We start from the raw sequence: 12,913 nt of genomic DNA, 5'->3' as shown, positions 1-12,913 counted from the left end.
CGCTGAAAAGCCATTATCCCGGCACTGTACCGAAAAAAGCCCTAGCATCTAGGATTTTAATGATCTAATTTCTTCTTTAAGCCATAGATAAAAGCTAAAACTTCGGCTACCCCTCGATACAGATTTTCGGGGATGGAGTCACCAACCTCGACTCCCTCGAAAAGAGCCCACGCGAGAGGCTTATTTTCCACCAACGGGACCCCATGCTCTCGTGCGATCTCCTTGATCCGACGGGCAACGAACCCCTTCCCCTTTGCCAGAACAACCGGAGCGCTCATCTTCCCCCGGTCATATTGGAGAGCTATCGCCAAGGTCGTCGGGTTTGTGATAACCACATCGGATTTGGGAACATCGGCCATCATTCGACGGCGAGCCATCTCTCGCTGTTTCTGGCGAATTTTTTGCCTGATGAGGGGGTCGCCCTCCATCTGCTTATACTCCTCTTTTATCTCCTGCTTGCTCATCCGGATATTTTTCTCGAACTCCCATTTTTGATAGGACCAGTCGAAGACGGCAATCACCAGGAGCAAAAGTGTCATCTTCAAGCTCAGAAACCACAGTCGCCACAACAAAAGGGACGTTGCGGGATACAGGGGATAGTGTATTGCCTGAACCAGATCCCTTAGATCACCTCGAAGGGCAGCATAGAGCATCAACGCCAAAACCAGAGCCTTCAGAAGCCCCTTCACGAGCTCCACAAGAGATCGAAGCGATATGACCTTCTTCAACCCCGATACAGGATTGAACCGATCCATCTTGGGGATCAAAGGCTTAGAGGTCATGGTAAACCCCACCTGGGCCACCGAAACGGCCAAAGCCATCACAAAACAAGCTAAACTCACGGGGACAATCGCCAAAGCAAAAGCATCGACACAGCGATGGGCAATGGCGTCGAACCATCCATCCTGCCAGAGAGCCTCGTCCCCCATAAAGGTAATCAGATCCTCCGTAAGAGTGGAAATATGGCCAAAAATCCACCCACCGAAGAGAACCATCATAAGCAACCCAGCAACGATAACCGTAGCAGCACCCAGATCCTGACTCTTGGCCACCCGCCCCTCTTCACGTTCCTTACGGCGTTTTCGAGGAGTTGCCGGCTCAGTTTTTTCCTCGGCAAAAAACTGAAGATTGAGAAAAAACGTCACAGCCATCCCGACAGGTTACCAAGTGCCATCCTTAAAAAAGGCTCAATCTGGCCATGAACAAGCTCGACCACCACGGGAAGGAGTACCATCAAAAGAAACAGTCCCAACCCGACCTTCAGAGGGAGCCCCAAGATAAAGACGTTCATCTGAGGAACCGTCCGGGCCAAAAAACCCAGACCAATATCGGCCAAAAGCAACGCACCATAGAAGGGGATTGAAAACTTAAAGGCAATAACGAATATCCGCCCTAACCACTGGGGAAGTTCCAGATCGGAGGATACCCACAGATGGCCCCCCCCTGCGGGTAAAAGACGAAAACTCTCTATCAAGGTCCGAACCAGAAGCAGATGCCCGTTCCAGTAGAGGAAAAACCATAAGCCCACCAAAAGTTGGAGCTGACCCACGATTGAGCTTTGATTCTGGGTGATGGGATCAAGGACGTTGACCATAGCCAGCCCCATTCGGGTTCCGATCATACGACCAGAAACCTGAAGAGCATAAAAAGGAGCCGAAGCGACAAAACCTATAAATCCACCGGCAAGAAGCTCCCGCCCCATAGCAAGAAACAGAGGCAGAACGCCAGAAAAAAGAAGCGACGGCAGCATAGCCCCACGCAACAGAGGGACCGTCACAGCCGTTAAAAAAAACGAGAGCCAAAAGAGAAAAGGAGCCGGTACCGATGACGCCAGGAAAACAGGGGCGGTGAACAGCATACCGAGAAACCGCATGGACACCAAAAAATACAGCGGCAGGATTTGAGAAAGCCCATCATAGTCCATCATGGCCCCCATCACCTGACAAACCGATCAAGTTGTCCCAGCAAATCCCGAGCCAACTGGCCCACCACTCCAAACATCCATGGTCCCATCAAAAGCAAGGCCGTCATGATAGCCACGATCTTCGGAACAAAAGAGAGCGTCTGCTCCTGAATGGACGTAGCCGTCTGCAAAATACCGACGATAAGACCGACGATCATAGCCACGATGAGGATTGGGAGCGAGGCCATCAGGGAAACCTTGATGGCCTGGACCAGCATATCATTGACGCTGAGGATCTCCACAGCCTCACCTCCCCTCATCCCTCTACGGTCACTGGAAGCTCCGAATGAGGCTGACGACAACGAGATCCCATCCATCGGCCATGATAAACAACAAAATTTTGAAAGGCAAAGAGATCATCATAGGTGGAAGCATGATCATCCCCATGCTCATGAGGACACTTGCGATAATCATATCGACAACGATGAATGGAATGAATATCACGATTCCCATCTGAAACGCCGACTTAAGCTCGCTCAGCATAAAAGCAGGCAGCAAAATCTGGTTCGGAATATCACCTGCATTCTCTGGACGCTTCATCCCAGACATGGAGACCATGAGAGAGAGTTCCTCCTCCCGTGTCTGAGCGAGCATAAACGTACGCAGAGGAGTGATCGACCGTTCCCAGGCCTCAGCTGTTCCTATTTTTTCGTTCATATAGGGCACCAGACCTTGCGTGTACATCTGCTCCCAGGTCGGGGCCATGATGTACAGGGACAAAAACAGAGCTAACGTCACGATCACCTGATTGGGCGGCGTCTGTTGCAAACCAAGAGCCCGTCGAACGAACCCCAAAACCACGATCAGTCTGGTAAAACAGGTTACCATGAGCAAAATCGCAGGAGCCACACTGAGGATCGTGAGAAGCGCCACGATCTGAAGCGTAGTTGAGACATCCCTGGGAGCCGTAGCTCCCTGCACGGTCGCTTTTATTACGGAAGCCGGAGGGACAGGCAGCGTCGGCTGAGCCCAGGCATCGGAGACGAATCCGACACAGATCAGGAACAAAAAACTACAGAGCAGAATCCGTCGATTCATGAGATTGCTCCCATTGAGACAGCGGATAACGCCGAAGCATGATCAAACCACCCCTGCTTTCTCCAAGCAGGATCACCTCGGAGCCACAACGAACCACATAAAGAACGCCTCTGCCCAAGGACAGAGACGTCAAGACCTCCAGTCCATTCCCCGAAGCCCGAAAACGCTTAGGCCCCCAGCGAACGAGGAGAAAGCCAACACATCCAAGAAGGACTACGCCCAAAAGGACCTTTGTCAAATATGCCCTCAAAGACAAGGAACCGTCTGCCGCCCAAGCCGGACCACAGCATAAAATAAAAACGACTACACTTATCCACGCCGACGAGAGCCGAGGCTTAGCAAACAAGGAAAGGACCTTCCAATCACCCCAGAACCTTATTGAGAGCATCAACAACCCTATCCGGCTGGAAAGGCTTCACTATGAAATCCTTCGCCCCTGCCTGGATAGCCTCAATTACCATAGACTGCTGACCCATGGCACTTACCATAACCACCCGACAATCCGGATTGACGGACTTGATGGCCTTCACCGCCTCAATTCCATTCATCTCGGGCATGGTTATATCCATAGTCACGATGTCGGGAGTCGTTTCCTTATACATGGACACAGCTACCTGACCGTTTTCTGCCTCTCCGACAACCTCAAAACCGTTCTTGGTGAGGATATCCTTCAACATCATCCTCATAAAAGCTGCGTCATCAACGATAAGAACCGTCGCCATTATGCCCCTCCTGTTCCTCTCCTACTTCAAAACAGTCTCGTTCATTACGAGCTGATCGTTTGGATCTTCCCACCCATGTTGAGGATCTCGGTAACTCGAACACCGAAGTTCTCGTCGATTACCACGACTTCACCCTTGGCAATGGGTTTCCCGTTGACTAAAACGTCCACAGGCTCTCCTGCCATTTTTTCTAATTCTATCACGGAACCGGGCGCAAAAGACAGAATTTCTCCCACACTTTTTCTCGTCCTACCAAGTTCAACGGTAATACGAACGGGAATATCGACGATCAAGCCGATATTTGACGGAAGCTGCTCTCCAACCTGAGGAGCCAGAAGCGGGGAGAATTGAGCTGGACGAACATCAACCTGAGATAAGGGCTGCGCTTGAGACTGAAATTGAGGCTGAGTCTGTACCTGTTGTTGAGGGATTTCAGCCCGAGCCGCCGCCGGGGCATCAGGGACAGGGGACTCCTGATCCTGAGGAACCTCAACGTCCAAAAGAGCATCAGCAAAAGCTACAGCCGCCGAAGAAGGCATCACTAGAACACAGGGAAACGGCTCCAAAGCTTCAATAGTAACGGCCATTCGGGCAGTCCACACCATCTCCTCAGTCGGCAATGAAAAGAGGGGGAACCATTCACTCTCTCCAACAATCTCCGCTCCAGGGTCAGTGGGCATAACTCGACGCCCCTTCAAAGTCCCGCTTAAAGCGGTCATGGCAGCGCCTACGACCTGACTCAGTCCCTCCTGAGCCGCATTGACGAACAGCTCATTGGCCTCATCGGGAAGTTCTTTCCCCTCACCTCCCATCATGAGATCTGCCAGCATGAGCACACCGACCTCGGACATAACCATAACCACAGGAGCATCGTCAAACCCATCACAATATACGGTGAACACCAATTGGCGATCCCCCTCCGTACTCTCGGGAATTTGAGATTGAGGTTTTTCGCCTATTTCGTCCACGGAGACCAACACCTCACGTCCTGCCAGCATCCCCACCACGCTGGACATAGCGCCCACGAATATTTCGCTGAGGGTCTCTAAGGCACGAAGCTGGGGTTGAGTCAAAGGCACAACAGCGTTGTCCTCGGCAGGACCATCCAACAACGCGTTGATCTCGTCTTGGCTGAGTAAATCGTCAATCATACGCTATTCCTCCTCACCTTGCACTGCATCACCAACGACCTCGACAACTTCGACGGAATACCTCCCACCCAAGGTTCCCGGCTTCGCAAAAAACTTAAGCTGAGTGCCCACTCGCACTTGCACAGGATCGTCGACAAGCGAATCAAGCCGGATCACATCTCCAAGCTGAAGCCCCATGATATCACTAAGGGAAAGAACAGTGTCTCCCAGTTCCAGACTAATCGGGACCTTAACGTCGTTTATACTAGCCTCAAGGTATGGTTTAGAGTCCTGATCTTTGTTCCGCCCAGTGGACGCAAACCATATCTGGGAGCTCAATTTATCCATGACAGGCTCCATAACAAAATAGGGAATACAGAGACTGACCATCCCCTCGACATCGCCGACACACAGACGAAGGGTGACGAGGAGGACCATATCCGTTCCGGGACAAATTTGCACGAAAAACGGATTACTCTCCATGCTCTCAAAACGAAAACGGACATCGACCACCGTGCTCCAACTATCCTCAAAGAGCTCCAGCATACGCATGAATACCCGCTCGATTACGGTAGACTCTATATCGGTGAGATCCCTGGGCTTGCCAAAGAGCTCACCCTTGCCACCCAAAAGCCTGTCGATGATGGCAAAAACCAAGTTCGGATTCATCTCCACGACGGCATTTCCTTCTAGGGGGTACATCTCCAAAACCCCCATAACCGTGGGTTGAACCATAGACCGGATAAACTCATCGTAGGCTACCTGATCTACCGAAGCCACTTCACAGGTCACGATGGATCGAACCATAGTGGAAAGGCTGGTGGTCAATTGGCGGCTAAAAGACTCGTGAATCATCTGAATAGCCCGAAGCTGATCTTTGCTGAACTTATCCGGCCGCCGAAAATCGTAGCCCTTGATATTCTTCTCGGCCGATGCCTGGGTTATCTCCTCAAGAGCCACATCACCTCTGGAAAGGACATCAAGAAGAGAGTCAATTTCGTTTTGTGACAAAATATCAGGGGTCACGAAGCCTCACCACCTTCTTGCCCATTTTGTATAGCGAAAAAAGGAGACTACTGAGTAACAAACTTTCGGAAAAGAACCCTTCGAACGACAACTCTGCCCTCAGCCGTCGGTAGAATAGCGTTGAGGCGACGTTTGAGGTTATCGCTCAACTCCATGATGCCCTCGGCGCTCCGAAAATCATCGGCGATATGATCCTTCACCGTCAGCAACACCTCATTACGAATATGACTTCTCCAACCACCGTCGGTCAAAATCATTTTGGCTTCCGTGTTAGAAGCCTCCAGGGCCAGTTCAAAATTCGCCAGATGAGGCTCCTTGTCAGCCAGGTTAATGACAAAATCGCCAAAATCAACTATAGGACCGGGATGTTCCAGATCCTTGGATATTCCCGTTACGGTCTCCTTCTCTGCACCAAAATGAGCCCCCAGAAAATATCCTCCCCCGATACCCAAGACCAGGGCGACCAAAGCCACGACCAGAATTACCAATATTTTCTTGAGCATGTCGTCCTCCTTCGCCCTATAATCACTGCTTGGGATACTTAGACAGAATAACCAAATCCACCCGGCGATTCAAGGCTTGATGTTCTTCGCTATCGTTTGGAACCACCGGTCGATAGGGGCCATACCCCACCGCCTGAAGCACCGACGGTGCTATCCCAACGTGGTTCGCCAGATAGGAAGCAACAAAAGCCGCTCGCACCGACGAAAGACCCCAATTGTCCTGGTATGGACCGCCACGGAGAGGCCGGTTATCCGTATGTCCTTCAACGGCGAGGGCGGGAACCCGACTCCGAAGAAAACCACCCAGCTTTGAGAGAAGGCGTTTCCCCTCGGGACGAATCTCTACCCCTCCAAGAGGGAAAAGCAACTGATCCGAAAGGGATACCGTCACTCCCCGCTGATCGACCGTTACAGTGACATCTTTTTCCATTTTTTGCTCCTTGAGAAAAGAGCGAAGCTCTCTGTCAACATGGAACGTCGACTGAGTCTGACGGCGCTCCTCCCCGGCATCGTACCCCGACTGACCACCGTACGGCAAGGGATCCTCCTGAAGGGCTTTTCCCCCATCCAAAACCCCTAAGGCACCTTGAAAGGAGACCATCATCTTCTTAAACTTCTCCACGTCGATAGAGGAAAACGCAAACAGAAGGACAAAAAATGTAAGAAGAAGGGTCACCATATCTCCATAGGTAGCCATCCAGCCAGCGCCGCCCTTTTCTTCTTTTTTTCGTCGATCCCGCCCCACACCTATTCCTCGCCCTTCTCCGACCCGTTACGCTCATCCAGCTCTTTACGCTGATCCGGCGGCAGGAAAACCTTGAGTTTTTCCTCCACTATTCGGGGGTTCTCCCCTGCCTGAATGGACAAAACTCCCTCCACCATGAGCTCTCGAACGACAGTCTCCTGGGATGAACGAGCTGCCAGTTTCGCAGATACCGGCAAAGCAATAACGTTGGCCATAAACGACCCATAAAACGTGGTAATCAGAGCTACAGCCATACCTGGCCCCAAAGAGTCCGGATCGTCCAAATTTCGAAGCATGGCGATAAGCCCAATCAGAGTTCCCAACATACCGAAGGCTGGGAACAGCTCACCCATCGTGTCGAACATCCCCTTGTTGGACTGGTGGCGCTCTTCCAAGACGCTGATCTCGGTATCCAGGATCGCCTTGACCAACTCGGGATCGGTACCGTCAACTACCAACTGAATCGACTTGCTCAAAAACTCGTCGTCCAGCTCACCAGCATCGGCCTCAAGGGCTAACAACCCTTCACGCCGAGCTTTCTCGGCAAAGCTGACGATCGTCTGTACCAGAGACACCATATCGGGAGACTGGGAAAAAAAAACGATTTTCAATACCTTACCCAGCTTTTTGATACGCTCCATGGGGTTTGCCATGATTACCGCCCCCAGAGTTCCCCCGACAGTAATGAGCATAGACGGTAAATTAATGAAGGCCCCTGGTTCTCCGCCGGTCACGATCCCCCCGACTACCAATATTAACGCTAGAGAGATTCCGATAACACTTGCCAGATCCACGCTCAAGCCTCCATTTTTCACCGAATCCGCAAAGGAGCCCGCCTCAAGAGCACAAGATCCCCGCTATGTCGAAGAGGACGGCAAATTTCGAGTTACCCTGTGAAGTGCCGCCAGCCGTATGACCTCCCGAGGCGACTCCCGAACAACATACCGATGACCGTTCACCAGCGTGATCACCGTATCGGGAGTCGCCTCCACCGTCTCAATCAGTTCCGAGTTGAGGATAAAGATCGAGTTGTTCAGTCTGGTAACCTCAATCACGATGGATCGACCTTAGACTGACTTTACCGCTTGAGGTTCAGAAGCTCCTCCAGAACCGTATCGCTGGTAGTAATCACACGAGCATTGGCCTGGAACCCCCTCTGACCGATCATGAGCTGAGTAAACTCCTCTGTGAGGTCCACATTGCTCATCTCCAAAGACCCTCCAGCGATGGAACCAGCACCGTCCGAATAAGCGACATTGATCCGAGGCTCCCCCGAGTTAGCCGACTTGTCAAAACAGGTATCTCCAACCTTCAATAACCCCTGAGGGTTAGTGAACATGGCAAGAGCCAAGCGATAAAGGGGCTTGTTCTGACCGTTGTCGTAGATACCCATGACTGTGCCGTCCTTACCCACAGAAAAATCGTTCAACACTCCCATACCATACCCATCTTGGTAGTACGGTTTGGTGGTGAATTCCGACTCATACTGGGTCACTCCCTCAATTTCTTCCTTATTAAAGCTTTTACCAGAGAAATCCAAAGTCACCTGCTGATTCTCTACCCCCAGCACTCCAAAGCCCATCTGCAGATCCACCTCAGAAGGAGAACCGCTGATCTTACCATCAGCATCGAAGGAGAGAATTCCCGTGGACGGAGTGATGGATATCTCCTCAGTAGGGGTCCAGACCCGCCATCTCCACCGATTTCGATCAAGCTTTTCCCAACTTGTCTCCAATGTGTGAGCACCACCCTGACTATCGTACACCGTACTCTTAGCTTTGTGAATGCTCTCCGTCCGCTGGACGACCGAGCCAACGGGGTCACCGTCGTTGTCAAACCGTATGGACTTACCATCAGCATTGGTGAGAATATCCAACGTCTGGGTCCCAATGACCAGAGTATAGCGATCCGCAGGATCAGCAGGCACAGACGTAGGCAAAAAGAAAGTACCATCAGTATTCATAGGAATATTCGCATCGGCGCCCCCTCTTTGCAAACGAGTATGGGCCATGTTCCCCCCTGCAGGATCATAGTACCACGCATGCATAATTCGCTCACCCGTAGCCGGATCGTCGTCAAATTCGATCAAGGCATTGTACGTCACCGCCGGACTCACCGAGGTATCCTTAACCTCTAAATACTGATAATCCATCATTTCAAAAAGATTGACTCTCCACGCCTCTGCCTGATCAGGCGTACCATAATCGGTGAAGACCCTCATAGTACCATTTTCCCCGTTATATTCGGCAGTGTAGGTAATGCCATCCAAGTCGAAAGTCGCGGGAGTCGCTGCCAAGCTCAAACGAGGACGTTTGCTCTCCATATCAACCCCGTCCATCTGGAACACTAGAGGAGCCGATCCGCCCTCAAAATCGAAAGAGAGATGTTGTGTCGGATCCTCAGAGTCATCGACACTCACCGCCACGCTCTTGCCTCCTAAGGATGCGAAAATCGTACGATTGCCCGAGGACATACCCATAGGAAGGTATTCCTTAGCCCTCTTGTTCAAGTTACACCGATACCCCACGATGGAGGTTTTTTTAGCCTCAAGCTTGGTCCCCATCGGGATATTCACCGACGAGAGATCCCCATCTCTGACGGAGACCATGGGATTGTCGGGGTCGATAGACATCTTATATCCCTGAAGGGTATATCCCGTACCCGACATTACCAGATTCCCTTTGGCGTCAGTGACGAAGTTCCCCGCTCGGGTGTAAAGCTTCTGAGTGCCAGTAGTCACCACGTAGTACCCATCACCCTGGATGGCCATATCGGTTCGGTTCCCTGTATAGGAGATGGGGCCTTGAGTGTGTATGTTCTCCACAGCAGCCACGCCAACTCCAAGGCCGACTTGAAGAGAGTTGACACCACCCCGATTGCCTTCAGGAGACATAGCTCCCCGAACGGTCTGGGAGAGCAGATCCTGAAAGACAGTAATTCCTTTCTTAAAACCCGTAGTGTTGACATTAGCGATGTTGTTGCCCGTGACATCCAACTTGACCTGGTGAGCCTTCACACCGGTGACACCAGTAAACAAAGAGCGCAGCATGCAGGTTTCCTCCTCATGAACGGTTATTGGGCAATCCCTTGCCGATCATGTATTTCCCCCACCGTCCTTGGGAGGGAATAGTATGTATTTTGTACGACGTATGCTAATCAGGAAGTTCCACGGCAAAGAGGCGGCTTAAATCAGCCTGTTTTCCGTCAGCCATATTGAGAATAACCTTACCGTCTTGTTTGATCACGGATTTGACGATCCCGTCTCGTTTTTCCGAAACGATTTTGCCATTCTCGTCAGGGATATCCTCCATGTAGGAGACCTTGAAGCCTATGAGACCAACAGCACTCTGCATCTCGCCCTCGGCGATTTTAGAGAGGGTCTTGTTGCTCATGACAAGCTGTTCAACTGTGGAAAATTGGGCCATCTGAGCGGACATCTCGTTTGTGTCCATGGGGTCCATAGGATCCTGGTTTTTAAGCTGTTCGAGATAGAGCTTGAGAAAGTCGTCTTTATCCATGGTCCCCTTGGGCTCTCGTTTGGGAGGAGCAAATCCCAGCCCAGCAACGGGGTTTACTCGGGTGTTCGTGTCCATTATGAGTAACCTCCTAAGCCATCCATACGAGAAGCCCTCGTTCCAGGTCGATCCTGGCGATGGGCGACTCGGTCTCTTCAACTGGGGTTTCGGCCACAGAGTTATCTCCCCGTCGACGCTTTCCCCCGCCGTTCCACTGTTGTCTCTGGTCGTCGCCGCTTCGAACGTCTATGTTCATCCCTGACAGAGTGATGCCCTGCTCGGCCAGAAGATCCTGAAGCAGGGGAACCTGAGGACGAATCATATCCCGAACGGCTAGGGAGTCCACCCGAAGGGAGGCTTCCATGCCACCAGGAGTGGCGTGAATCTGTATCTCAACACGACCCAAGGCCGGAGGCTCAACCACAATCTGGGCTTTCACCTCACCGTTCGCCTGAAGAAAGCGAACGACATTTACCACACTGTGAGCCATGCCAGGAAGGCCTTTTTGAGGCAGGATATCCACCGAAGAAAAGGAGACATCTTTCCTCGGTCCACCTCGAAAGGGATCGGGGCCAGCCAAAAAAGCCAGTTCATCCTGAAGGGCGCTGAAGGTTTTGATGTCCTCTCGCCGGACAGTCTCGGGAACCGACTCAGCCAAACGGCGGTCTAGGTCACTGAGGAGAGCTTTGAGATCAGCCTCGGTTCGATATGAACGCACCGGGATTGTATCATTCAGGCGAGGCGGTTCGACGCCACCGGATGGGGGCCGGGAGACATCCCCAACCCTGGGGAGATCCGACACCTGAACAGGTTCGAGACACGAGAATTTCGAATCTTTTTTTCCGTTCTCGGCGACCAGCGAGAAGGCCATGTGCGACGATGCCTGCCTCTGGGTAATCGGCTCCATTTCAGTCTCCATCTGTTCGGTGGCAAGAGAGGCGTCCGTCAGGTTGCCAAGCCCCAAGGCCTGAAGACGTAACTGAGCAACGACATCCCGAAAGCCATCTACTTGATCAAGTATGGAAGGTACATCGTGTGAGGTCTCTTGTACTGATTTTTTCAAAAACGATTCCTGACTCACAGCAGTGTCCGAAATGATCTGGATCTTCTGAACAGCTTTCCCCATCCGTCCGACACGATGCTCAACCGTTGTTTCAGCCTTAGTCTGTTCGAACCCACTCAAAACGTCGGTCCCAGCAGACGACACGTCCGTCTCAGATGCCCCCGAAGGAGTTTGCACCGGAACGTCGGCCAGGAGTTGAGGCGCCCCGTCACCGTGATCCCGAATGAAACCCGGGATAGTCAGCCGGGAATTATTCGATATGCCGTCCTCTGCGACCTTGACGATCCCGAGAAGTTCGGCGTATTCTTCGATATCTTCATGTGGAACTTCCGCCTGTTGGGACGCGTTCTCTTGAGAGGCCATTTCCTTCTGAGATCGAGAGAGCAACACATCGAAGCGACCTGTGCATTTCTCCCTATCGCCTCTACTGTCAGAAGAAGCTTTGAGCAGAGCCGCTTTGCTGGGGGCTCTTTTTTGGGATGAGACGAGAAGTTCATCTCCACCTATAAGCATGGCGTCACCTACCGTTTCTTCTCTAACGCCAGCTGTTCCGTCAGCCACGCTGCCTTGGGGGCATCCATGCGCCCAAGGATTTTTCCTCTATCCTCTTCAGGAAGAGCCCGAAGAATTCGGACTGCCAGGTTAGAGTCCAAACTTTCAACTATTTTAGCCGCCCGTCGGGCGGATATTTCCTGATAGGTTCGCACGACACTCTGAAACTGGGCCTGTTCGTCCTCAGTGAGCCCCCGGTCATCGGGCTGTTCGTCAGCTGAGAGGAGTTTTGCCTCAATGAGGGATATGTTTTTCTCCCGGGAGGTCAGGTCAACCGAAAGAGCGATTACCGACGCCTGAAGCCTGTCAAGCTCAAGCTCTTTGTCAGTAAGGCGTTTTTCCCACTGGCGGAGTTCGTAGAGTCGGCGTTCCTCGACTGTCATGGTGTAGACCTCAGGCACATCAAGGAGCTTAGAGAGATCCTCCCCCACGTAGGGAAGTTTCGGGACAACCCAGTATAAAAGAGGCCGCCCATCCCATATACCGCTGTATTGAAGCCCGCCAAGGGCTCCCGCCATAACGACGGGGATGAGAAAGAAGAGGAGAAAACAAAGTTTACGGAAACGCTTTTGCTTTTTCGGCACCTTTTTTGAAGCGTTTTCCTCAACCACTCCTACATCTTCGGGTTCCTGCTGTCTTACTTCTTCGGCCACGGC

16 protein-coding genes are annotated in these 12,913 nt (G+C 51.9%); all 16 read right to left on the bottom strand.

Going from position 1 to position 12,913, the window contains the following annotated elements:
* Positions 1 to 56: 56 nt before the first annotated feature.
* The gene (gene flhB / locus CSA35_07000) at positions 57 to 1,151 is read right to left on the bottom strand and encodes a flagellar biosynthesis protein FlhB (GenBank protein PIE54280.1); all 1,095 of its coding nucleotides are present in this window, start codon (positions 1,149 to 1,151) and stop codon (positions 57 to 59) included.
* On the bottom strand, positions 1,142 to 1,936 hold the full coding sequence (locus CSA35_06995; GenBank protein ID PIE54279.1) for a flagellar biosynthetic protein FliR: 795 nt from the start codon (positions 1,934 to 1,936) through the stop codon (positions 1,142 to 1,144). The genes flhB and CSA35_06995 overlap by 10 nt, the downstream gene beginning before the upstream one ends.
* Complete coding sequence (locus CSA35_06990; GenBank protein ID PIE54312.1) at positions 1,936 to 2,181, bottom strand: flagellar biosynthetic protein FliQ; 246 nt, start codon at positions 2,179 to 2,181, stop codon at positions 1,936 to 1,938. Before CSA35_06990 ends, CSA35_06995 begins: the two co-directional genes overlap by 1 nt.
* A gap of 52 nt (positions 2,182 to 2,233) precedes the next feature.
* Positions 2,234 to 3,001, bottom strand: a complete 768-nt coding sequence (fliP, locus tag CSA35_06985; GenBank protein PIE54278.1) for a flagellar biosynthetic protein FliP — start codon at positions 2,999 to 3,001, stop codon at positions 2,234 to 2,236.
* The gene (locus CSA35_06980; protein ID PIE54277.1) at positions 2,976 to 3,347 is read right to left on the bottom strand and encodes a hypothetical protein; all 372 of its coding nucleotides are present in this window, start codon (positions 3,345 to 3,347) and stop codon (positions 2,976 to 2,978) included. The genes fliP and CSA35_06980 overlap by 26 nt, the downstream gene beginning before the upstream one ends.
* Positions 3,348 to 3,363: 16 nt before the next feature.
* On the bottom strand, positions 3,364 to 3,723 hold the full coding sequence (locus CSA35_06975; protein ID PIE54276.1) for a two-component system response regulator: 360 nt from the start codon (positions 3,721 to 3,723) through the stop codon (positions 3,364 to 3,366).
* 44 nt (positions 3,724 to 3,767) lie between these two features.
* The gene (locus CSA35_06970; protein ID PIE54275.1) at positions 3,768 to 4,874 is read right to left on the bottom strand and encodes a flagellar motor switch protein FliN; all 1,107 of its coding nucleotides are present in this window, start codon (positions 4,872 to 4,874) and stop codon (positions 3,768 to 3,770) included.
* A gap of 3 nt (positions 4,875 to 4,877) precedes the next feature.
* Positions 4,878 to 5,879, bottom strand: coding sequence for a flagellar motor switch protein FliM (locus tag CSA35_06965; GenBank protein ID PIE54274.1), 1,002 nt, complete (start codon positions 5,877 to 5,879; stop codon positions 4,878 to 4,880).
* Between the two features lie 47 nt (positions 5,880 to 5,926).
* Complete coding sequence (locus tag CSA35_06960; GenBank protein ID PIE54273.1) at positions 5,927 to 6,382, bottom strand: flagellar basal body protein FliL; 456 nt, start codon at positions 6,380 to 6,382, stop codon at positions 5,927 to 5,929.
* 22 nt (positions 6,383 to 6,404) lie between these two features.
* The gene (locus tag CSA35_06955; protein PIE54272.1) at positions 6,405 to 7,127 is read right to left on the bottom strand and encodes a flagellar motor protein MotB; all 723 of its coding nucleotides are present in this window, start codon (positions 7,125 to 7,127) and stop codon (positions 6,405 to 6,407) included.
* 2 nt (positions 7,128 to 7,129) lie between these two features.
* A complete protein-coding gene (locus CSA35_06950; GenBank protein PIE54271.1) occupies positions 7,130 to 7,921 on the bottom strand; it encodes a motility protein A in 792 nt (263 codons plus the stop codon).
* 63 nt (positions 7,922 to 7,984) lie between these two features.
* On the bottom strand, positions 7,985 to 8,182 hold the full coding sequence (locus CSA35_06945) for a flagellar protein FlbD (GenBank protein ID PIE54270.1): 198 nt from the start codon (positions 8,180 to 8,182) through the stop codon (positions 7,985 to 7,987).
* A 23-nt stretch (positions 8,183 to 8,205) separates the two neighbouring features.
* Positions 8,206 to 10,176 carry a flagellar hook-basal body protein gene (locus CSA35_06940; protein ID PIE54269.1) on the bottom strand — a complete coding sequence of 657 codons (1,971 nt, stop codon included), beginning with the start codon at positions 10,174 to 10,176 and terminating at the stop codon, positions 8,206 to 8,208.
* Between the two features lie 103 nt (positions 10,177 to 10,279).
* The gene (locus CSA35_06935) at positions 10,280 to 10,720 is read right to left on the bottom strand and encodes a hypothetical protein (GenBank protein ID PIE54268.1); all 441 of its coding nucleotides are present in this window, start codon (positions 10,718 to 10,720) and stop codon (positions 10,280 to 10,282) included.
* 13 nt (positions 10,721 to 10,733) lie between these two features.
* Complete coding sequence (locus CSA35_06930; protein PIE54267.1) at positions 10,734 to 12,218, bottom strand: hypothetical protein; 1,485 nt, start codon at positions 12,216 to 12,218, stop codon at positions 10,734 to 10,736.
* 8 nt (positions 12,219 to 12,226) lie between these two features.
* Positions 12,227 to 12,910 (bottom strand): hypothetical protein, encoded by a 684-nt coding sequence (locus CSA35_06925; protein PIE54266.1) that lies wholly within the window; start codon positions 12,908 to 12,910, stop codon positions 12,227 to 12,229.
* Positions 12,911 to 12,913 lie beyond the last annotated feature (3 nt).

The organism is Dethiosulfovibrio peptidovorans, assembly GCA_002748665.1.
GTDB lineage: Bacteria > Synergistota > Synergistia > Synergistales > Dethiosulfovibrionaceae > Dethiosulfovibrio > Dethiosulfovibrio peptidovorans_A.
This window is presented reverse-complemented; position numbering and strand designations above follow the sequence as displayed.